The following is a 20700-nucleotide window of genomic DNA, read 5'->3' as shown; positions in this document are numbered from 1 at the left end:
GCCGTGAAGTAAACTCCGGAGATCCGAAACCCATTGAAATTGGTGCCATGGCGACCAACTACGAATCCGAGATCACCCTTTTCCTGAAGGACTACAAGCAATCCCACCCTGGCACCGAAGAGCGCCAGCGCGAGGGCCGCGCCCGCCTTTGGGACAAACCGCAGGACTCGGAGCTGCTGGAAGGCTTCCGCGCGGCGCGCGTGCCGCAAAAGCCGTACGTGTATCAGGCAGACTGATACCCTTGCGGCGAAAATGGTCCAGAACCCCTCGGTGCCAGGCGATGCCCTGGCCGCGCTAGTGGAACCGTCCGTCGACAGCACGCCCGACACCATCGACAGCGTGGCGTTCGCGCGCCTCTATGGCGAGCCGCTGTTCCAGATGCCGACGGACCTGTACATTCCGCCCGATGCGCTGGAAGTCTTTCTCGAAGCGTTCGAAGGGCCCCTGGACCTGCTGCTTTACCTGATCCGCAAACAGAACTTCAACGTTCTGGACATCCCGATGGCGGATGTCACGCGGCAGTATCTGTCGTATGTGGACCAGATCCGCATCACCAACCTCGAACTGGCCGCCGAATATCTGCTGATGGCGGCCATGCTGATCGAGATCAAGTCGCGCATGCTGCTGCCGGTCAAGAAGACCGACACCGGCGAAGAGCCCGAAGACCCCCGCGCCGAACTCGTCCGCCGCCTGCTCGAATACGAGCAGATGAAGCTGGCCGCCCAGAAGCTGGACAAGATGCCGCAGCTGGGCCGCGACTTCGTCAGCAGCCAGGCCGTCGCCGACCTCAGCGTCGAGCGCGCGCTGCCCGATGTCAGCGTGGACGACCTGCGCGCGGCCTGGGCCGACATCATGAAGCGCGCCAAGCTGAATCAGCACCATCACATCACGCGCGAGCAGCTGTCGGTGCGCGATCACATGACGCACATCCTGCGCCGCCTGAACGACGTGCGCTTCATGGAATTCGGCGACCTGTTCATGGAGCGCGTGCGCGAAGGCGCGCCTGCGGCGGTTGTCGTCGTGCATTTCATCGCCATGCTGGAGCTGGCCCGCGAGTCGCTGCTGGAAATCACGCAGGCCGAGCCTTACGCTCCCATCTACGTGCGCCTGGCGTACACCAGCGTGGCGGCGGTCGCGGCCTGATCCTGACCGGGCTGCCCCAACCCCCGGAGATTCCCTTGAAAGTCGTACACACCATCCAGGAATTGCGCGATCACCTGCGCGGACAGAACCGCGTGTCGTTCGTGCCCACCATGGGCAACCTGCACGAAGGGCATCTTGCGCTCATGAAGCTGGCGCGCCAGCACGGCGATCCCGTGGTGGCCAGCATCTTCGTGAACCGCCTGCAGTTCGGCCCGAACGAGGATTTCGACCAATATCCGCGCACCCTGGCTGCCGACATCGAAAAGCTGGAACAGGCGCGCGACGTCTACGTGCTGTTCGCGCCGAACGAACGCGAGATGTACCCCGAACCGCAGAATTACCGGGTGCAGCCGCCCGACGATCTGGGCGACATCCTTGAAGGCGAGTTCCGCCCCGGGTTCTTCGCCGGCGTCAGCACGGTGGTGCTCAAGCTGTTCTCCTGCGTGCAGCCGCGCGTTGCGGTCTTCGGCAAGAAGGACTACCAGCAGCTCATGGTGGTGCGCAACATGTGCCGCCAGTTCCAGCTGCCCGTGGAAGTGCTGGCGCACGAGACCGTGCGCGCCGCCGACGGCCTGGCGCTGTCTTCGCGCAACCGCTACCTGAGCGACGCGGAACGCGCCGAGGCGCCGGCCCTGTACGCCGAGCTGCAGGAAATCGGCCGCCGGCTGTCCCAGGGCGAACGCGACGCCGCCGGCCTGGAGCACGACGCTGTCCAGCGCCTGAGCCAGCGCGGCTGGAAGGTGGACTACGTGGCCTTGCGCCGCCAGCGCGACCTGAAGCGCCCCGAGGCGGCCGACCTGCAGGCCGGCGAGCCCGTCGTGGCGCTGGCCGCCGCAAAGCTGGGCGCTACCCGCCTGATCGACAACCTGGAACTGGCCTACACGGCCTGATGCCATAGCGCGGCCATACCGGGGCGTTTTCATCCGCCCCTGTCAGAATTGCCAGCTTACGGCGGACGGGGCGTCCGGGCAGACTGGTTGCAATCCTATATTGCAAGCGAGCCGCCCATGCCGTCGCCCAGCCCCGATCTGGATGCCATCCTGTCGTCCCTTACTGCCCGTGAACGGCAGATCGTTGACTACGTGGCCGCCGGGCGGGCCAATAAAGTCATCGCCATCGACCTGGGCATCTCACTGCGCACGGTAGAGGCCCACCGCGCCAGAATCTTCGTCAAGCTGAACGCCCGCAATGCCATGCAACTGGCCTGCCGCCTCTGCGCGCACGGGAGGTCGGGCGCTACGCCGGTCCTGGCCGCCCGCAAGCAACATGCCACAGACGGCCGCGGGGCCGCACCAGCGTGCCGCGCGGGCGGCAATTCCGTGGTCTTGCACGAACCCGCAGGCGCATACGCGCCTGCGCCGCCGCCACAGCCGCACGTTGCCGGCCCCCATTCCGGGGCTGGTCCAAACCCTGATCCCTGGCCTGATTCCAATGCCTCGCCAGCGCCAGAATGAATCCGGGCCTGGCGGACAACGTGTCCGTCAGGCCCGGGGGCGTTGCTGCTGGCCAGCGGCGGTCAGGCGCCGCGGGCGGGGTTCAGGGGCACTTGGGCGACGCGGCCTTGGCCAGTTCGTCGATCGGGTCCAGATCCGGCTGGCGGGTCAGGTTGTAGTTCAGGTTGGGCGTCTGGCCGCCAATGGAACGCACGCGCAGCACGTTGTTGGCAGCCACCAGGAATTCCACGCGGACATTGCCCTGGCCGTCCATCAGAATGACGCGCGGCGGGCGTTCGTCGGTGGCGTCCCAGCAGCCTTGCTCGGCCACGGGCGGGCCCTTCTGGGGATCGTTGTCAAGGTAGGCCGTGCGACCACGCCAGCGGCCATTGGGCGCCAGGGTCAGCGTCACGCGCTGCGCCGTGCATTGCATGGCGGGCGAAAAACACGGCAGGGTGCCCATATAGGTCTGGGGCTGCGGCACCAGGCTGTGCGAAGCGGCGCTGGGGGCCGAGGCCGGAACCGCCGGGGCGACTGCGGCCGGCGACGATCCGCCCGCACTGCTATCGACGCCTTCCGGCACGGCCTGGCCGTCTTCGGTGGTCTGGCCTGCCGGGTTGGCCTGCGAGGCCTGGTTCTGCGTTCTGGGAGCGTCGCGCTTGAGTTCGATCTGCACCTGGGACGGCGCGCGGATGACGCTGCGGTATCCGGCGCCGGAGCCTTGGTATTGCGCGTCGGTTACCGTGCTTTCGGCGGGCAGGTCGTAATAGCCTTCGGTTTTCTGCTTGGCGCAGCCTGACACGCCGATCACGGTGCCCGCTAGCAGCAGCCCCATGACGCTGAGTTTGCGGGAGCGGGAAACGATGTCTACGCGCGCGGCCATGGCAGCTTATCCGTGAATTGAGTCTGTCTCCGATTTTACGCACTTATGCGAAGATTCGATACGTTCGCTTAGTTGTTGTTGGGTATTGCCGGTACTTTATGCACAAATTACGACAGGGCCTCTGGCGGCCCTTCATCCTTTGCGCCATCGCCCTCAAGGCGCAGGCTGCAACGCGCGCGCATCGCGGGGGCATCTGACGGCGATGTGGCACGTTTTCGACATGCCCCTGGGCGTTTTCATCGGGCTGGCGGCATTGGCCGGACTGTTCATCGGCAGTTGGCTCACGCTGCTGACCCACCGCCTGCCCCGCATGATGGAACGCGAATGGCAGGCGCAGTGCCTGGACGCGACGGGCGCCGCGCGGCCCGCTGGCGGCGCTTATGGCCTGCTGTCGCCGGCATCGCATTGCCCCGCCTGCAACGCGCCTGTCAGTCCCAAGGGGCGGATTCCCATCGTGGGCTGGATTCTGCTGCGCGGCCGCTGCGCCGCCTGCAGCGCGCCGATCGGCTGGCGCTATCCCGTGATCGAACTGCTGACGTGCGCGCTGTTCGCCGCCTGCGCGTGGCGCTTTGGCGCGACGCCCATCGCTCTGGCGGGCATGGGCCTGTCGGCCACGCTGGTGGCGCTGGCCTGGATCGACTTCGAGTCGACGCTGCTGCCTGATGTCCTGACCCAGCCCCTGTTGTGGGCGGGCCTGCTGGTCAATCTTTTCGACGCCTTCACGAGCCTGCAGATGGCGGTGGTCGGCGCCGTGGCGGGTTACCTCTTCCTGTGGGTTATCTTTCATGTGTTCCGCCTGCTGACCGGACGCGAAGGGATGGGCCAGGGCGACTTCAAACTGCTGGCTGCGCTAGGCGCATGGTTCGGCGTCGAGGCGCTGCCCATGCTGCTGCTGAGCGCTTCGCTGGTGGGCGTGCTGATCGGCGGCGCGCTGACGTTCAGCGGCCGCGCAAGCCGCGGCCAGCCTTTGCCCTTCGGGCCCTATCTGGCGCTGGCCGGCCTGGTCACGCTGTTGCTGGGCGGCGAGCAGGGACTCTGGCTGTTCATGAGCTAGGCAAGGACTAATGGGAAAGGCGGCATGTTCAAGATCGGACTTACAGGCGGTATCGGTTCGGGCAAGTCCCGCGTGGCGGACATGCTGGGCGAATGGGGCGCGACCCTGGTGGACACCGACGAAATCGCGCGCGCGCTGACCGCCGCGCAAGGCGCCGCCATGCCGGCCATCCTGCGCGAGTTCGGCCCGCAGGCGCTGGCGCCGGATGGCGCGCTGGACCGCGCCTGGATGCGCGCGCAGGCCTTCGCAGATCCGCGCGTTCGCCAGCGGCTGGAAGCCGTGCTGCATCCCGCCATCGGACGCGAAACCGAACGCCAGGCCGCCGCGGCCAGCGGATCGTATCTGGTGTTCGTGGTGCCGCTGCTGGTGGAGTCCCTGGACCGCTGGCGGTCGCGCGTGGACCGCATCTGCGTGGTCGACTGCGACCCCGAAACGCAGGTCGCCCGCGTGCAGCAGCGCAGCGGGCTGACGGAGCCGGACATCCGGCGTATCATGGCGGCACAGGCCGCGCGGGCAAGCCGGTTGGAGGTCGCGGACGACGTCATACTCAACGACGCCACGACATCGCCGGAACAATTGCGCGCGCGGGCATTGACCCTGCATGACCGCTGGCTGGCGCTGGCGACCACGACGGGCCGGTAAGCCAGCGGCTGCCGGCACCCCTGAATATTCTTGGCCCGGCGGCCAACCACTGATAGGGCCTGTAAAAAAGCGTGATCGTTTACGAATACCCCTTCAATGAGCGCATCCGCGCTTATCTGCGGCTGGAATACCTGTTCGACAGGCTGTTCTTCTTTGCTCGCGAAGGCGACTCACGCCAGCATCAGGTTGCCGTCACCTCCCTCTTTGATTTGCTCGACGCCTGCGAACGCACGGACGTCAAGGGCGCGGTCCTGCAAGACCTGGAACGCCAGCGCCTGGCGCTGGTCGGGCTGCGCGACCATCCCGGTGTGGCGCAGGATGCGCTGGAAGGGATGCTGCGCGAAATGGAAAAGGTGGCCGGCGCGCTGGCGGCGCCCGGCAAGACCGGCCAGTCGCTGCGCGAAAACGAATGGCTCACCAGCCTGCGGGGCCGCCTTTCCGTGCCGGGCAGCGCCACGCAGGTGGACATGCCGTCCTACTACGCCTGGCAGAACAAATCCGAAGCCGCCCGCTGCGCGGACCTGCAGGCCTGGGTGTCCCCCTTCATCCCCCTGTACGACGGCCTGACGCTGGCGCTGCGTCTCTTGCGCGAATCCGGCCGCAAGACCGATATCGTCGCGGAGCAGGGCGCCTACCAGCAGATGCTGGGCGGCAAGCAGTTCCAGCTGCTGCGCATCTGGGTAGATCCCGCCCAGGGCGTTTTTCCCGAGATCAGCGCCAATAAGTACATGATCTGGATACGTTTTTCCACCCAGGATGGTGAGTTCAAGCCCCAGCAGGTGGCGCGCGACGTATCCTTCCAGATGACGCTTTGCAGCTCATAGACGGAAGTTACGCAACGGTGACGCTGGCCTGATTCCTGTTGCGGGTAGTTTCAGCTTGACGGCCCGCCGGCCGAAACCGGGACGGTCTAGTAGACAATACGGCTTTCTCCGAGTGTGCCGGAACCGTTTCCATGTCCGATAGCCGTCCTGTTTCCCAACCCTCCCGCTGGAGCCGCCGCCGCATTGTCGGGCTGGCGCTGTTGGTGCTCGTCGTGGCCGGCGTCGCCTGGCTGGCGCTGCGGCCCTCGGCCAAGCAAGGCGGCCCGGGCGGAGCGGGGGCGCGCCCCGGCGGCCGGCCCCCCATGGCGGCCGCCATGGCGAACATGGCCGTGCCGGTGCGCGTCGCCACGGCAGCCCAGCAGGACATCGACATCTTCCTGCGCTCGCTCGGCACCGTCACCGCCTACAACACCGTTACCGTCAGAAGCCGCGTCAGCGGGGAACTCGTGGAGGTGGCCTTCCAGGAAGGCCAGCAGGTCAAGGCCGGCGACCTGTTGGCGCAGGTGGATCCGCGCGCGTTCCAGGTGGCGCTGGACCAGGCCCGCGGCACACAGATGCAGAACCTTGCGCAGCTGGAAAACGCCCGCCGCGACCTGCAGCGTTACCAGGCGCTTTTCAAGCAGGACTCCATCGCCCGGCAGCAGGTGGACACGCAAGCCGCACTGGTGCGCCAATACGAAGGCGCGGTCAAGAGCGACCAGGCCAATGTTGACAACGCCAAGCTGCAACTGGATTACGCGCGCATCACGGCGCCGATCAGCGGCCGCCTAGGCCTGCGCCAGGTCGACCGCGGCAACCTCGTGTCCAGTTCGGACACCAACGGCCTGGTTGTCATCACCCAGACCCAGCCCATCTCGGTGGTCTTCACGCTGCCCGAAACGCAGCTGCCCGAAGTGCGCGCCGAACTCGCGGCCGGCAGGACGCTGGCGGTCGAGGCCTACGACCGGGCCGATACGCGCCGCATCGCCACGGGCAAGCTGGAAACGCTGGACAACCAGATCGACGTCGCGACCGGCACGCTCAAGCTCAAGGCCCGGTTCGACAACACCGACGACGCGCTCTTCCCGAACCAGTTCGTCAACGTGCGGTTGCACGTGCTGACCCGCAAGGACGCGACCGCCATTCCCACGGCGGCGATCCAGCAGGGTTCGGCGGGCGCGTTCGTGTTCCTGGTGCAGCCCGACAACACGGTGGCCGTGCGCCAGGTGAAGCTGGGCGCCATCAACAGCGGCATGGTGGCCGTCAATGAAGGCCTGCAGCCCGGCGATCGCGTCGTCACCGAAGGCACCGACCGGCTGCGCGCCGGCGCCAAGGTCGAGATCGTGGGCGGCGAGCAAGTCATCCCCGCCACCCGCGACAAGACGCTGGGCCCCGGCGCCCCGGCCGGCACGACCCCGACCGCCAAGTAAGCAGGAAAGCCCGTGAGCCCGTCGCGTCTGTTCATCCTGCGCCCCGTGGCCACCACGCTGTCGATGGTGGCCATCCTGATCGCCGGCCTGATCGCCTACCGTTTTCTGCCCGTCTCCGCGCTGCCCGAGGTCGACTACCCGACGATCCAGGTGGTGACGCTGTATCCCGGCGCCAGCCCCGACGTGATGACGTCCCTGGTGACCTCGCCGCTAGAGCGGCAGTTTGGACAGATGCCGGGCCTGAACCAGATGTCGTCCACCAGTTCGGGCGGCGCTTCGGTCATCACCCTGCAGTTCAACCTGAGCCTTCCGCTGGACGTGGCCGAGCAGCAGGTGCAGGCGGCGATCAACGCGGCGTCGAACCTGCTGCCTTCGGACCTGCCGGTGCCGCCCACCTACAACAAGGTGAATCCGGCGGACGCGGCGGTGCTGACGCTGGCGATCACCTCGCCCACCATGCCCCTGCCGCAGGTGCGCGATCTGGTCGATACGCGGGTGGCGCAGAAGCTGTCGCAGATTCCCGGCGTGGGCCTGGTCAGCGTGGCGGGCGGTCAGCGGCCCGCGGTGCGGGTGCAGGTGAATCCGCAGGCGCTGGCGGCCAATGGCCTGTCGCTGTCGGACTTGCGCACCGCCATCGTCGGCGCCAACGTCAACCAGCCCAAGGGCAACCTGGACGGGCCCCAGCGGTCCACCACGATCAACGCCAACGACCAGCTCAAGACGCCCACCGACTACAACAGCCTGATCATCGCCTACAAGAACGGCGCGCCGCTGCGCCTGGCCGACGTGGCGCGCGCCGTCGAGGGCGCGGAAGACACTCGCCAGGCCGCGTGGGTCGGGGACAAGCCCGCGATCCTGCTGAACATCCAGCGCCAGCCCGGCGCCAACGTGATCGACGTGGTCAACCGGATCCAGGCGCTGATGCCGCAGCTGCGAGCCGCGCTGCCCGCCACGCTGGACCTGAGCGTGGTGTCCGACCGCACCCAGACCATCCGCGACTCCGTCGCCGACGTTCAGTTCGAAATGCTGCTGGCGGTGGGGCTGGTGGTCATGGTCACCTTCGTCTTCCTGCGCAGCCTGACGGCCACGCTGATTCCCAGCGTGGTGGTGCCGCTGTCGCTGGTGGGCACCTTCGGCATCATGTACCTGGCCGGCTTCTCCATCAACAACCTGACGCTGATGGCGCTGACCATCGCGACCGGCTTCGTGGTGGACGACGCCATCGTCATGATCGAGAACATCGCGCGCCACATCGAAGACGGCGAAAAGCCCATGCAGGCGGCGCTCAAGGGCGCCTCGCAGATCGGCTTCACGCTGATTTCGCTGACGTTCTCGCTGATCGCCGTGCTGATTCCGCTGCTGTTCATGACGGAAGTGGTGGGCCGCCTGTTCCGCGAATTCGCGATCACGCTGGCGGTGTCCATCCTGATTTCGCTGGTGGTGTCGCTGACGCTTACGCCCATGATGTGCGCGCGGCTGCTGCGCTCGGAATCCGAACAGAAGCACGGGCGCTTCCATCAGGCCACGGGCGCCTTCATCGACCGCGTCATCGCCGCCTACGACCGCATGTTGCAGGTCGTGCTGCGCCACCAGACGCTGACCCTGGTGGCGGCGCTGGCGACATTCGCGCTGACCGTGCTGCTGTATATGGTCGTGCCCAAGGGCTTCTTCCCGCAGCAGGACACCGGGCTGATCCAGGCCATCACCCAGGCGCCGCAGTCCATCTCGTTCCCCGCCATGGCCGAACGCCAGCAGGCCGCCGCGCGGCTGGTGCTGCAGGATCCTGACGTCCAGGCCGTGTCGTCCTTCATCGGGGTGGACGGCAGCAACGCCACCCTCAGCGCCGGCCGCATGCAGATATCGCTCAAGCCGCAGGCCGAGCGCACCGGCGACCTGCGCACGGTGATGGCGCGTCTGCAGGACGCGCTGAGCGCGCAGGACGGCCTGACCGTCTACATGCAGCCCGTGCAGGACCTGACCATCGAAGACCGCGTGAGCCGCACGCAGTACCAGATGACGCTGTCCAACCCCGACCTGAAGGTGCTGAGCGAATGGACGCCCAAGCTGGTCGACCGCCTGCGCAGCGTGCCGGGCCTGGTGGACGTGGCGGACGACCTGCAGGACGACGGCCTGCAGACCTGGGTCGAGATCGACCGCGATGCCGCCTCGCGCCTGGGCATCACGGCCGCCGTGATCGACGAGGCGCTGTACAACGCCTTCGGACAGCGCCTGATCTCCACGATCTTCACGCAGTCCAACCAGTACCGCGTGGTGCTGGAGGTGCAGCCGCAGTTCCAGATGTCGCCCGGCTCGCTGGGCCAGATCCATGTGCCGACGTCAACGGGCGCGCAGGTGCCGCTGTCGTCCGTGGCGCGCATCAGCGAAGGCAGGACGGTGCTGGCCGTCAACCGCCTGGATCAGTTCCCCATGGTGACGGTGTCGTTCAACCTGGCGCCGGGCGCGTCGCTGTCCGACGCCGTGCAGAACATCACCGCGGCCGAAGCCGAAATCGGCATGCCCGCCGCCGTGGAAACGCGCTTCCAGGGCGCGGCGCTGGCGTTCCAGAACTCGCTGTCCAGCACGCTGTGGCTGATCCTGGCGGCCGTGGTCACCATGTACATCGTGCTGGGCGTGCTGTACGAAAGCTACATCCATCCCATCACCATCCTGTCCACGTTGCCGTCCGCTGGCGTCGGCGCGCTGCTGGCGCTGCTGATCAGCGGCACCGAGCTCGACATGATCGGCATCATCGGGATCATCCTGCTGATCGGCATCGTCAAGAAGAACGCCATCATGATGATCGACTTCGCGCTGGACGCCGAGCGCAAGCGCGGCCTGGCCCCGCGCGCGGCCATCCACGAAGCGGCGCTGCTGCGCTTTCGCCCCATCCTGATGACCACGCTGGCGGCCCTGTTCGGCGCCTTGCCGCTGATGCTGTCCACCGGCACCGGCGCTGAACTGCGCCAGCCGCTGGGCCTGGTCATGGTGGGCGGCCTGCTGCTGTCGCAGGTGCTGACCCTGTTCACCACGCCGGTCATCTACCTGATGTTCGACCGCATGTCGCGCCGCTGGCGCGGCGTGGCCGAGGCGCCGGCCGGAGACGCCCGATGATCCTGTCGGCGCCCTTCATCGTCCGGCCGGTGGCGACCACGCTGCTGAGCCTGGCGGTCGTGCTGGCCGGCCTGCTTGCGTTCTTCCTGTTGCCCGTGGCGCCGCTGCCGCAGGTGGATATTCCCACCATCTCGGTGTCGGCCAGCCTGCCGGGCGCCAGTCCGGAAACCATGGCGTCCAGCGTGGCGACGCCGTTGGAGCGGTCGCTGGGCAGCATTGCGGGCGTGACCGAAATGACGTCGCGCAGCTCGCAGGGCTCCACCCGCATCACGCTGCAGTTCGACTTGTCGCGCGACATCAACGGCGCGGCGCGCGACGTGCAGGCGGCGATCAACGCGGCCCGTTCGCTACTGCCGACCAGCCTGCGCAGCAATCCCACGTATCACAAGTCCAATCCGTCGGACGCGCCCATCATGACGCTGGCGATGACGTCCGACACCCTCAGCCAGGGCCAGCTCTATGACCTGGCGTCCACCATCGTGGCGCAGAAGCTGTCGCAGGTGGACGGCGTGGGCGAGGTCACCGTGGGCGGCAGCTCGCTGCCTGCCGTGCGCGTCACCGTGCTGCCCGGGGCGCTGGCCAACCAGGGCGTGTCGCTGGATGAGCTGCGCGCCACGCTGTCCAACGCCAACGCCAACCGGCCCAAGGGCGTGCTCGAAAACGACCGCTACCACTGGCAGATCATGGCCAGCGACCAGCTCAACCGCGCCGAACAATACCGCCCGCTGATCGTCGCCTGGCGCGATGGCCGGCCGGTGCGCGTGTCGGACGTCGCCAAGGTCGAGGACTCGGTCGAAGACCTGTACCAGACCGGTTTCTACAACGAGCGCAACGCGATCCTGATGGTCGTGCGGCGGCAGGCGGACGCGAACATCATCGAGGCCGTGGACGCCGTGCGCGCGCAGCTGCCCGTGCTGCAGGCGCTGATGCCCGCGGACGTAACCATGACGGTCGCGCAAGACCGCACGCCCAGCATCCGGGCATCGCTGCACGAAGCCGAACTGACCCTGATCATCGCGGTCGGCCTGGTCGTGCTGGTGGTGCTGCTGTTCCTGCGCCGCTGGCGCGCGGCCATCATCCCCAGCGTGGCGGTGCCCGTGTCGCTGATCGGCACGTTCTGCATCATGTATATGTGCGGGTACACGCTGAACACCATTTCGCTCATGGCCCTGATCGTGGCGACGGGCTTCGTGGTGGACGACGCCATCGTGGTGCTGGAGAACATCATGCGCCACGTCGAGAACGGCATGTCGCCGATGCGCGCCGCGCTGCGCGGTTCTCGCGAAGTGGGCTTCACGGTGCTGTCCATGAGCCTGTCGCTGGTGGCCGTGTTCATCCCCATCCTGCTGATGGGCGGGGTGGTCGGGCGCCTGTTCCGCGAGTTCGCCGTGACGCTCTCGGCCGCCATCATGGTGTCGCTGGTGGTGTCGCTGACCCTCACTCCCATGATGTGCGCGCGCCTGCTGCGCCCCGAGCCCAAGGAAGAAAAGCCGCCCGGGCGCTTGGCGCGCTGGTCCGCCGGCGTCTTCGAATCCATGCTGGACGGCTACCGCGTGTCGCTGCGCTGGGCGCTGGCGCATGGCCGCCTGATGATGCTGACGCTGGCGATCGCGGTCGGCCTGAACGTCTACCTGTACACCGTGGTGCCCAAGGGCTTTTTCCCGCAGCAGGATACGGGGCAGTTGCTGGGCTTCTTCCGCGTGGACCAGGGCACCTCGTTCCAGGCCACCCTGCCCAAGCTGGAGGCGCTGCGCAAGGTCGTGCTGGCCGATCCGGCCGTGCAAAGCATGACGGGCTACGCGGGCGGACGCGGGGGCAGCAACAGCAGCTTCATGCAGATCCAGCTCAAGCCCCTGGAAGAGCGCAAGGTGTCGGCTGACACGGTCATCAACCGCCTGCGCGCCAAGCTGCAGAACATGCCGGGCGCGCGCATGTTCCTGGTGTCGCAGCAGGACATCCGGATTGGCGGGCGCCAGAGCCAGGGTTCCTACGACTACACCCTGATGTCGGGCGACCTGCAATTGCTGCGCACCTGGATGCCCAAGGTGCAGCAGGCCATGGCCAAGATTCCCGAGATCACCGATGTCGATGCCGACGTCGAGGACCGCGGCCGCGAAATCAACCTGGTGATCGACCGCGAAGCCGCGACCCGCCTGGGCGTCAGCATGTCCACGATCTCCACGGTGCTGAACAATTCGTTCAGCCAGCGCCAGGTGTCGGTGATGTACGGGCCGCTCAACCAGTATCACGTGGTGCTGGGCGTGGACCCGAAGTTCGCGCAGGACATCGAATCGCTGCGCCAGGTCGAGGTCATCACCGCGGACGGCGCCCGCGTACCGCTGTCCGCCTTCACCAAACTTGAGAATGCCAACGCGCCGCTCAGCGTGAGTCACCAGGGCCTGTTCGTGGCCGACACGGTGTCGTTCAGCCTGGCGCCCGGCGTGTCGCTGGGGCAGGCCACCACCGCGATCGACAACGCGGTGGCGCGCATCGGCCTGCCGTCCGACCAGATCCAGGCCGGCTTCCAGGGGACGGCGGCGGCGCTGCAGCAGACGCTGTCGCAGCAGCCCTGGCTGATCCTGGCGGCGCTGGTCACCATGTACATCGTGCTGGGCATCCTGTATGAGAGCTTCGTCCACCCGCTCACGATCCTGTCTACCCTGCCTTCCGCCGGACTGGGCGCGCTGCTGGCGCTGCTGCTGGTGCGCTACGATTTCACCCTGATCGCGCTGATCGGCGTGTTCCTGCTGATCGGCATCGTCAAGAAGAACGCCATCATGATGGTCGATTTCGCGCTGGATGCCGAACGCCATCACGGCATGACGCCGCGCGATGCTATCTTCCAGGCCTGCCTGACGCGCTTTCGCCCCATCATGATGACGACCATGGCGGCCATCTTCGGCGCGCTGCCGCTGGTGCTGGCCTCCGGCGCGGGCGTCGAAATGCGCCAGCCGCTGGGCATTACCATCGTGGGCGGCCTGGTGCTGAGCCAGATCCTGACGCTGTACACCACGCCCGTGGTCTATCTTTACCTGGACCGCTTCCGCCTGTGGGCCGCGCGCCGGCGCGCCCCGAAAGGCGGAGCGCCCGCTTCCATAGAACGCACATGACCCGACCCAAGCCGTACCCCTTCGCCTTCTTCCCCCGCGCCGCGGTCACGCTTGCGCTGTGCGCGCTGCTGGGCGCCTGCGCGGTCGGACCCGACTACCAGCGCCCGGCGCTGGACGTGGGCGAGGCCTACAAGGAAGGCCAGGCCGAAGTGCCCGGCTGGAAACCCGCGCAGCCGCGCGACGACGCCGACCGCGGCGCCTGGTGGAAGGTCTACGACGATCCCGTGCTCAATGGCCTGGTGGACCGCCTGAACGCATCCAACCAGACGATTGCGCAGGCCGAGGCCAACTACCGTCAGGCGCTTGGACTGGTGCGCGGCGCGCGTTCCGGCTTCTATCCCACCGTCAGCTCGGGCGCCGGCATGACACGGGCGGGCAGCGGCGGGCAGAACGGTTCGTCGTCGTCCTCGTCGGGCAGCAATGTGTACAACCAGTACTCGCTGACGGGCAGCGTCAGCTGGGAACTGGACGTCTGGGGCCGCGTGCGCCGCAGCGTCGAATCGTCGGAAGCCAGTGCGGCCGCCAGCCTGGCCGACCTGGGCGCGACCCGGCTGAGCGCCCAGGCGGCGCTGGCCCAGACCTACCTGCAGCTGCGCGTCCTGGACGAGCAGAAGCGGCTGCTGGACGCCACCGTGGCGGCCTATGAAAAGTCGCTGCAGCTGACGCAGAACCGCTACGAGGTTGGCGTTGCCGGCCAGGCCGACGTAGCCGTGGCGCGCACGCAGGTGGAGAGCACGCGCGCGCAGTCCATCGACCTGGACTGGCAGCGCGGGCAGTACGAGCACGCGATCGCCGTGCTGATGGGCCAGGCGCCGTCGCAGTTCAGCCTGCCGCCCACGGTGTTCGCGCTGCAGCTGCCGCAGATACCGGTGGGCCTGCCGTCCGAACTGCTGGAACGCCGTCCCGACGTTGCCGCCGCCGAACGCCGGGCCGCCGCCGCCAATGCGCAGATCGGCGTGGCGCAGGCCGCGTGGTTTCCCAGCCTGACGCTGTCGGCGGACGGCGGATTCCGCAACGGCGAGTTCGCGGACCTGCTGACGGCGCCCGCCCGCTTCTGGTCGCTGGGCCCGGCGCTGGCCCTGACGATATTCGACGGCGGCGCGCGCGAGGCCCAGGTTGAACAGGCCCGCGCCTCGTACGACTCGCAGGCGGCCGCCTACCGCCAGGCCGCGCTGACCGGCCTGCGCGAGGTCGAGGACTACCTGATCCAGCTGCGCGTCATGGAGCAAGAGCAGATCGTGCAGCGCCGCGCGCTGGAATCCGCGCGCGAATCGCTGCGCCTGATCCAGAACCAGTACAAAGCCGGCCTGGTCGACTACCTGAGCGTGGCCGTGGTCGACGCCACGGCGCTCAACAGCGAACGCAATGCCCTGAGTTTGCTGGGCAGCCGCCTGGTGGCCAGCGTCAACCTGATCGTCGCGCTGGGCGGCGGCTGGGAAGGCCTGCCGGCGGAGCAGACCGCGCGCGCGGACTGAACGCCTAGGGATTACGCCTAAACCCCCCTCGCATTCATTGACAAGCCAACGGTGCGGGTTCTTAATGCCGTCAAAGTGACCAATCGGTCACTTTAGCGCGCAGTAACGACGCACCGAATTCCGTTTGATCAATCGAACACGCGAAAAAGCGAAGGGGAAGAGGATGGGCTGGTTATCTCGTGGGCGGGCAGCCGCCATGGCAGGACGCTGGGCAGGCGCGACGGCAGTGGCCGCGCTGGCGTTGGGAGCGGCGGCGGTGTCCGCGCAGGAATGGCCCGCGCGGCCGATCACGCTGATCGTGCCGTTCCCGCCGGGCGGAACCACGGACATCTTCGCGCGCACCATTGCCGAGCACATGCGGCCCGCGCTGGGCCAATCCATCGTGGTTGAGAACAAACCGGGCGCGGCGGGCAACCTGGGTGTTGCGGCCGCCACGCGGGCCCACCCGGACGGCTACACCATCGTGCTGGGCTCGGTGGGCACGCAGAGCGTCAACCAGTTCCTGTACGGCAACATCGGCTTCAATCCCGCCACCGACCTGGTGCCGCTGGGCATGATCGCTTCCACGCCCAATGTCATGGCGGTGGCCGCCAACTCGCCATGGCGCAACCTGGAAGACGTGATGAAGGCGGTCAAGAAAGACCCCGGCAAGTTTTCCTACGCATCGCCGGGCATTGGCTCGTCGGTGCACCTGACAGGCGCGTACTTCGAGTCAATGGCGGGGCTGCAGATGCTGCACGTACCGTTCAAAGGCTCCTCTGCCGCCATTCCCGCCGTCATCGGCGGCCAGGTCGACATCCTGATGGACAACCTGCCCAGCTCCATGGGCGCGCTGAAGGCGGGCGACCGCCTGCGCGGCATCGCGGTAACGTCGGCCGAGCGCAGCCCCGCCGCGCCCGACCTGCCCACGATGGCGGAGGCGGGACTGCCGGGTTTCGAGGTCACTGCATGGTCGGGCCTGTACGCGCCGCGCGGCACGCCGGCGCCGGTGGTGGACAAGCTGATCGCTGCGATGAAACTGGCGCTGAAGTCCCCCGATCTGCAGAAGTCGCTGGCGCAAGGCGGCGCGACGCCAGGCAACATGTTCGGCCCCGACCTGGCCGCGTTCGAAGTGAAAGAACGCGACAAGTGGGGCAAGCTGATCCGGGACAGCGGCATCAAAGCGGACTGAGTGCCGCGGCCGGCGCCTATTGCAGGGCGAAGGCCGCCGCCTCGACGGCGGGATCGCGGCCCCGCATCAGATCGGCAAGCATGCGCGCGCTGCCGGCGGCCAGGGTGAATCCCAGGCCGCCGTGGCCGGTGTTCAGCCACAGATTGCGGTAGGGCGTGGTCCCGATCAAAGGCTTGCCGTCGGGGCGTGCCGGACGCAGGCCTGCCCAGGCGCGGGGCGCGCCCGCCGGATTCAGGCGCGGGAAAAATTTGGCCACGTCGCGTTCGAGGCTGCGCACGCGCGCAGGGTCGATGGCGGCGCCGCCCGTCCCGATATCAACCATGCCGGCGACGCGCAGCCGCTGGCCCAGCCGGGCATAGACCACCTTGCGCCGGATGTCGCTGATGCTGGCGCTGGGCGCGATGCTCTCCGGCGTCAGGTCGTATGTCAGGCTGTACCCCTTGAGCGGATAGATCTGCAGGTCCATGCCCATCGGCCGGGCCAGGGACTGCGCGCCCACGCCGTTGGCCAGCACGTAGTGGTCGGCGTCGATGGCGCCGGCGGCCGTGGCCGCGCTTACCACGCGGCCGCGTTCGGATCGCAAGGCCCGCACCGGCGTATTGAAGTGGAATTGCACGGGATCCGGCGCGGCGCGCAGGATGCGTTCCAGTTCCGTGCACAGACGCTGGCAGTCGCCCGCGTCTTCGGTCGGCGTGTAGATGGCGCCCGCGATGCTGGCGCCGATGTCGGCCAGCGCAGGCTCCATGTCCAGGCAGGCCTGGCGGTCCATCACGCGCTGCTCGCAGCCCAGCGTGGCCTGGTAATCGCGCTGCGACAGCGCGTGCTCGTAGGCCGCGGCGTCCTGGTAGACCAGCAGCTTGCCGGACGACGAAAAATCGAAATCCGGGCGCTCCTGCCGCACCAGGTCATGGACGCAATGCCGGCTGTAGAGGCCCAGCGCCAGCAGCTCCCGCGTGGTGGACCGGCTGCGCGAGCGCGTGCACGCACGTAGAAAGGCGAGGCTCCAGCGCCACTGGTCGGGGTCCAGGCGGGGGCGGAATCGCAGCGGCGTGTCCCGTCCCAGCAGCCACGAGGGCAGCCGGGGAAGCACGGCGGGATCGGCCAGCGGTGCAACGAAGCTGTAGCTGAGCTGCGCGCCGTTGGCCATGCTGGTGGCCTGGCCCGGGCTGGAGCCGGCGTCCACCACGGTGACGCGATGGCCCTCGCGGTGCAGAAAATAGGCGGTGGTCATGCCGACCACTCCCGCGCCGATGACTACGATGTGCATGGTGTTCCAATCGCGCGCCGCGCAGGGACGCGGCGCGCCGGGTTAAAGAGAGGGAGCCGCCCGGAGCGGCGCGTCAGGCCGCCCAGGCGGGCGATTCGAATCCCGGCGCGGCGCGGTCTTCGCCGCGCAGCAATCGGCCGGGGCGGGCGCCCGTCGCGGCGCCGTTTTCCTCGACCAGCACGCCATTGACCAGCACCGCGTGGATGCCGGAGGACGGCAGGGTGGGTTCGGCGAAGCTGGCCATGTCGGCAACGGTGTGCGGATCGAACACGACCACGTCGGCAAGGCATCCGGCACGCAGCACTCCGCGGTCCTTCAGTCCGAATTGCGCTGCAGTCAGGCTGGTCATGCGGCGGATCGCCTCTTCCATGCCCAGCACGCGCATTTCGCGCACATAGCGGGCGAGCACGCGCGAGAAGGCGCCCCACAGGCGCGGGTGCGGACGCTGGTCATGCGGCAGGCCGTCGGAGCCGATCATCACGCTGCCGTGGCTGATGACGCGCTTCACGTCGTCTTCGTCCATCGAGAAGTAGATGGCGCCGCCGGGCGACAGTTCTTCGGCCAGTCGGGTGGGATCCTTGCCCTCGCGTGCGGCCAGTTCGCGCAGATCCACGCCCTGGATCTCGGGGCGGGTCTGCGACCACGTCACGATGATTTTTTCGCCGGCGCCGACGCGGCGCGGTTCCAGGATGGTGGACGACGCCGAATAGGGATACACGTCCATGCCCAGCGGCTGATTCGCCCGGGCGCGGTCGTACAGCGCCAGGGTCTCGGCGGTGCGGCCGTGGTTGTTCTTGCCCGTGACCTTGTGATGCGACAGGATCGCGGGCACGTCGGCGGCGCGTCCGATCAGGAAGGCCTCTTCCATGGAATCGCAGACGTGATCGGCCTCGTCGCGCAGATGGGTGGTGTACAGCCCGCGCCACGACGACAGCGGCTCGGCCACGCCGATCACTTCCTCGGTGCTGGCGTGCATGGCGGTGGGGTAATACAGGCCGGTGGAAAGCCCTGCCGCACCGGCGGCCATGGACTGGTCCAGCGCGTGGCGCATCGCGGCGATCTCCGCCTTGTCGGCGGGGCGGTCCAGGCGGCTCATCGCGGATACGCGCAGGCTGGAATGGCCCACCAGCGCCAGACTGTTGACGGCCGCGGGCGCATCCTCCAGCGCCTTTACGTAGTCCCGCATGTGGCCGTAGAGTTCGCCGGGATGCTTGGCCAGCAGGTTCAGCGGCGGCGGCACGGCGTCGCCCGGCGCGCTGACCGGAGCCAGGCTGATGCCGCAGTTGCCCGTGACGACGGTGGTGATGCCCTGGCTGACCTTGGGGCGCATGAGCGGATCGCCCAGCAGCGCACGGTCGTCGTGGGTATGGCAGTCGATGAAGCCCGGCGACACCACCTTGTCCGTGGCGTCGATGCGGCGCCGCGCGCGCCATGCCGACCCATCGCCGATGGCGGCGATGCGCTCGCCCCGGATGGCAAGGTCGGCGCGGCGGGCGGGGCCCCCAAGGCCGTCGGCCACCTGGCCGCCGGTGATGATGATGTCGTAGTCCTGCTGTTCGGGATGCGCGGGCATGGCTGCTGGGTTGGGGGTCAGGTTTCGGGCGGGGCGGCCGGCCGGGGTGGACGGCGCGCTTCCAGGTTGGCAAGAGATTCGGTGTTCAGGGCCGGCGGAAAGCCCTGGGCCACCAAGTGTTCCAGCGCGCCGTTGATCCGGTCCCAGCCTTCGGGCGTGCGCAGCGGCACCCCCAGGAAGTGGGATTCGGTCTTGGCGCGCAGCATCAGGTACAGGACGCCGGCCAGCATGACGCTGACGACGGCGGGCATGTCCACGTCGGGCGCCAGGCCGTCGACGCGGTCAATGAAGCCGCGTGCGGCGCGTTCGCGGCGCTCGGCCAGCGGCGCCGATACTTCGTTGCGTTCAATCAGTTCCCAGCGGCGCACTTCGCGCAGCGTTTCATTGCTGGCCAGCGCGTCGATCTGGGCGCGCAGCATGGACAGCACCAGTTCGCCCGGGGTGCGCTGGCTGGATTCGTCCGCCGCCAGCAGACCCGGGTTGCGCGTCCAGAAGTCCTGCTCCTGCATCCAGGCCAGCATCAGTCCGGGCATGCCGTCGAAGTACCGGTAGATGAGCTCTTTGCTGACGCCGGCGCGCTTGGCGATGGCATTGATGCCGACGCCGCCCATGCCGGTTTCCAGGATCTGGGCTTCCAGGGCTTGCAATATCAGTCGCTCGGTATTCTCACGGCGGGACATAGGCCTATTCCTTCATGATGATGAGGGATCGGGCGGGGTCTGGCGCGCCGGACACCCGTCCGTCGGCCATGTCGACGATGAGTTCGCTGATGGTGTGGCCGATCCGCCTGCCATCTTGCCAGACTTCGCTGCCCAGATAAGCCGCATTGCCCCGGCGCGGGGACGCCGGAAGGGACGGGTCGGCCTGCTCGATGGCCAGGATGCGGCCTTGTCCGTCCACCAGCACGCGGTCGCGAGCGGCTGGGGTGATCGCGACGGAGACGGGCAGGAACAGCGCGCGGCAGGCGCCCGATACGCCGGACAGGGCATGCCAGGCCAGGTCGGCCATCGCGTCGGCCAGCGGCGCGCAGGGGTGGATGGAGTTGTGCAGCACCGCCAGCCGGCACGCGCCGTTGTCGCGCCACGCCTGCCCCTGGTCGGGCCGCCGCGCTACGCGCGGCGTGTTGCCCCAGCCGATCTCGCCCGTGGCCGAAAGCGCGATGAGGCCGGCGTCGACCTCCGGGTTCGCCTGCAGCACCCGCCCGACTGCGTCCGCGGCGGACATGCCCGCCGCCATCAGGCGCAAGGCTGCCGCGTTCAGGGGCGTGCCGTCCGCGCCGGGTCGGTTGGGCAGCCGGTGGCCGGTGGCCAGTCCAATGCCGTCGGCGCCTGGTAGAAACTGCGACAGCGGTTCGGGCCGGTCGGGACCGCTTTCGATCAGCGCGGCGTGCCGGGCGTCCAGCCACTCGGCGGGCAGGTCCAGCGCCGCCACACCGCCGCGCTGGCAGGCCGATCGCCGCACGCGGCCGTCCGCATCCAGGATGGCGAACACGGCAAATCCGCCGATGGCGCCGTGGCCCAGCAGCTCGGCGGCGAGCGCCGCCTTCCGCACCGCCGCGCCAGCGCCCGGGCCATATGCCGCTACGCCTATCGTCATCGGTCAGCA

At 68.1% G+C, this 20700-nt stretch carries 17 protein-coding genes; 12 read left to right on the top strand and 5 right to left on the bottom strand.

Features of this window, described 5'->3' with window-relative positions; translation table 11 throughout:
- Window positions 1-47 precede the first annotated feature (47 nt).
- The 4 genes from KYC_RS19035 (at window position 48) to KYC_RS30075 (ending at window position 2597) form a co-directional block, all read left to right on the top strand.
- Window positions 48-236 carry a DUF3460 family protein gene (locus KYC_RS19035; RefSeq protein WP_008165355.1) on the top strand — a complete coding sequence of 63 codons (189 nt, stop codon included), beginning with the start codon at window positions 48-50 and terminating at the stop codon, window positions 234-236.
- Between the two features lie 16 nt (window positions 237-252).
- On the top strand, window positions 253-1143 hold the full coding sequence (locus KYC_RS19030) for a segregation and condensation protein A (RefSeq protein WP_008165354.1): 891 nt from the start codon (window positions 253-255) through the stop codon (window positions 1141-1143).
- 35 nt (window positions 1144-1178) lie between these two features.
- Window positions 1179-2033 carry a pantoate--beta-alanine ligase gene (gene panC / locus KYC_RS19025; protein WP_008165353.1) on the top strand — a complete coding sequence of 285 codons (855 nt, stop codon included), beginning with the start codon at window positions 1179-1181 and terminating at the stop codon, window positions 2031-2033.
- Window positions 2034-2150: 117 nt separating this feature from the next.
- The gene (locus KYC_RS30075; RefSeq protein WP_008165352.1) at window positions 2151-2597 is read left to right on the top strand and encodes a response regulator transcription factor; all 447 of its coding nucleotides are present in this window, start codon (window positions 2151-2153) and stop codon (window positions 2595-2597) included.
- Window positions 2598-2679: 82 nt separating this feature from the next.
- Here KYC_RS30075 and KYC_RS19015 read toward each other — a convergent pair whose 3' ends face one another.
- Window positions 2680-3459 (bottom strand): copper resistance protein NlpE N-terminal domain-containing protein, encoded by a 780-nt coding sequence (locus tag KYC_RS19015; RefSeq protein ID WP_008165350.1) that lies wholly within the window; start codon window positions 3457-3459, stop codon window positions 2680-2682.
- 202 nt (window positions 3460-3661) lie between these two features.
- Between KYC_RS19015 and KYC_RS19010 the strand changes: the two genes are divergently transcribed.
- From KYC_RS19010 to KYC_RS18975, 8 genes are all read left to right on the top strand, one after another.
- The gene (locus tag KYC_RS19010) at window positions 3662-4513 is read left to right on the top strand and encodes a prepilin peptidase (RefSeq protein ID WP_008165347.1); all 852 of its coding nucleotides are present in this window, start codon (window positions 3662-3664) and stop codon (window positions 4511-4513) included.
- Window positions 4514-4537: 24 nt separating this feature from the next.
- On the top strand, window positions 4538-5155 hold the full coding sequence (coaE, locus tag KYC_RS19005) for a dephospho-CoA kinase (RefSeq protein ID WP_008165345.1): 618 nt from the start codon (window positions 4538-4540) through the stop codon (window positions 5153-5155).
- Between the two features lie 71 nt (window positions 5156-5226).
- Window positions 5227-5979 carry a cell division protein ZapD gene (gene zapD / locus KYC_RS19000; RefSeq protein WP_008165344.1) on the top strand — a complete coding sequence of 251 codons (753 nt, stop codon included), beginning with the start codon at window positions 5227-5229 and terminating at the stop codon, window positions 5977-5979.
- Window positions 5980-6110: 131 nt separating this feature from the next.
- Window positions 6111-7388 carry an MdtA/MuxA family multidrug efflux RND transporter periplasmic adaptor subunit gene (locus KYC_RS18995; RefSeq protein ID WP_008165343.1) on the top strand — a complete coding sequence of 426 codons (1278 nt, stop codon included), beginning with the start codon at window positions 6111-6113 and terminating at the stop codon, window positions 7386-7388.
- Between the two features lie 12 nt (window positions 7389-7400).
- Window positions 7401-10499, top strand: a complete 3099-nt coding sequence (locus tag KYC_RS18990; RefSeq protein ID WP_008165341.1) for an MdtB/MuxB family multidrug efflux RND transporter permease subunit — start codon at window positions 7401-7403, stop codon at window positions 10497-10499.
- A complete protein-coding gene (locus KYC_RS18985) occupies window positions 10496-13609 on the top strand; it encodes a multidrug efflux RND transporter permease subunit (protein WP_008165339.1) in 3114 nt (1037 codons plus the stop codon). The genes KYC_RS18990 and KYC_RS18985 overlap by 4 nt, the downstream gene beginning before the upstream one ends.
- Window positions 13606-15084, top strand: coding sequence for an efflux transporter outer membrane subunit (locus KYC_RS18980; protein WP_008165337.1), 1479 nt, complete (start codon window positions 13606-13608; stop codon window positions 15082-15084). The genes KYC_RS18985 and KYC_RS18980 overlap by 4 nt, the downstream gene beginning before the upstream one ends.
- Before the next feature lie 196 nt (window positions 15085-15280).
- Window positions 15281-16255 carry a Bug family tripartite tricarboxylate transporter substrate binding protein gene (locus KYC_RS18975; RefSeq protein ID WP_043518903.1) on the top strand — a complete coding sequence of 325 codons (975 nt, stop codon included), beginning with the start codon at window positions 15281-15283 and terminating at the stop codon, window positions 16253-16255.
- 16 nt (window positions 16256-16271) lie between these two features.
- On the opposite strand, the gene KYC_RS18970 is transcribed toward KYC_RS18975, so the two are convergent.
- From KYC_RS18970 to KYC_RS18955, 4 genes are all read right to left on the bottom strand, one after another.
- Window positions 16272-17522, bottom strand: coding sequence for a D-amino acid dehydrogenase (locus KYC_RS18970; protein ID WP_008165334.1), 1251 nt, complete (start codon window positions 17520-17522; stop codon window positions 16272-16274).
- Window positions 17523-17595: 73 nt separating this feature from the next.
- Window positions 17596-19095, bottom strand: coding sequence for an N-acyl-D-amino-acid deacylase family protein (locus KYC_RS18965; RefSeq protein WP_008165332.1), 1500 nt, complete (start codon window positions 19093-19095; stop codon window positions 17596-17598).
- Window positions 19096-19112: 17 nt separating this feature from the next.
- Complete coding sequence (locus KYC_RS18960; protein WP_008165330.1) at window positions 19113-19775, bottom strand: TetR/AcrR family transcriptional regulator; 663 nt, start codon at window positions 19773-19775, stop codon at window positions 19113-19115.
- Between the two features lie 4 nt (window positions 19776-19779).
- Complete coding sequence (locus tag KYC_RS18955) at window positions 19780-20691, bottom strand: DUF6963 family protein (protein ID WP_008165329.1); 912 nt, start codon at window positions 20689-20691, stop codon at window positions 19780-19782.
- Window positions 20692-20700 lie beyond the last annotated feature (9 nt).

This window comes from Achromobacter arsenitoxydans SY8 (assembly GCF_000236785.1).
Taxonomy (GTDB): domain Bacteria; phylum Pseudomonadota; class Gammaproteobacteria; order Burkholderiales; family Burkholderiaceae_B; genus Achromobacter; species Achromobacter arsenitoxydans.
The sequence above is the reverse complement of the archived record's forward strand: the minus strand, read 5'-3'. Positions and strand labels throughout refer to the sequence as shown.

Excerpts from the sequence above, each read along its gene's own strand:
- coaE (WP_008165345.1), top strand. The coding sequence starts at position 4,538 with ATGTTCAAGATCGGACTTACAGGCGGTATCGGTTCGGGCAAGTCCCGC.
- KYC_RS18970 (WP_008165334.1), bottom strand. The coding sequence starts at position 17,522 with ATGCACATCGTAGTCATCGGCGCGGGAGTGGTCGGCATGACCACCGCC.
- KYC_RS19030 (WP_008165354.1), top strand. The coding sequence starts at position 253 with ATGGTCCAGAACCCCTCGGTGCCAGGCGATGCCCTGGCCGCGCTAGTG.
- KYC_RS19015 (WP_008165350.1), bottom strand. The coding sequence starts at position 3,459 with ATGGCCGCGCGCGTAGACATCGTTTCCCGCTCCCGCAAACTCAGCGTC.
- KYC_RS19035 (WP_008165355.1), top strand. The coding sequence starts at position 48 with ATGGCGACCAACTACGAATCCGAGATCACCCTTTTCCTGAAGGACTAC.
- KYC_RS18965 (WP_008165332.1), bottom strand. The coding sequence starts at position 19,095 with ATGCCCGCGCATCCCGAACAGCAGGACTACGACATCATCATCACCGGC.
- KYC_RS18955 (WP_008165329.1), bottom strand. The coding sequence starts at position 20,691 with ATGACGATAGGCGTAGCGGCATATGGCCCGGGCGCTGGCGCGGCGGTG.
- KYC_RS30075 (WP_008165352.1), top strand. The coding sequence starts at position 2,151 with ATGCCGTCGCCCAGCCCCGATCTGGATGCCATCCTGTCGTCCCTTACT.
- KYC_RS18960 (WP_008165330.1), bottom strand. The coding sequence starts at position 19,775 with ATGTCCCGCCGTGAGAATACCGAGCGACTGATATTGCAAGCCCTGGAA.
- KYC_RS18995 (WP_008165343.1), top strand. The coding sequence starts at position 6,111 with ATGTCCGATAGCCGTCCTGTTTCCCAACCCTCCCGCTGGAGCCGCCGC.
- KYC_RS18985 (WP_008165339.1), top strand. The coding sequence starts at position 10,496 with ATGATCCTGTCGGCGCCCTTCATCGTCCGGCCGGTGGCGACCACGCTG.
- KYC_RS19010 (WP_008165347.1), top strand. The coding sequence starts at position 3,662 with ATGTGGCACGTTTTCGACATGCCCCTGGGCGTTTTCATCGGGCTGGCG.
- KYC_RS18975 (WP_043518903.1), top strand. The coding sequence starts at position 15,281 with ATGGCAGGACGCTGGGCAGGCGCGACGGCAGTGGCCGCGCTGGCGTTG.
- KYC_RS18980 (WP_008165337.1), top strand. The coding sequence starts at position 13,606 with ATGACCCGACCCAAGCCGTACCCCTTCGCCTTCTTCCCCCGCGCCGCG.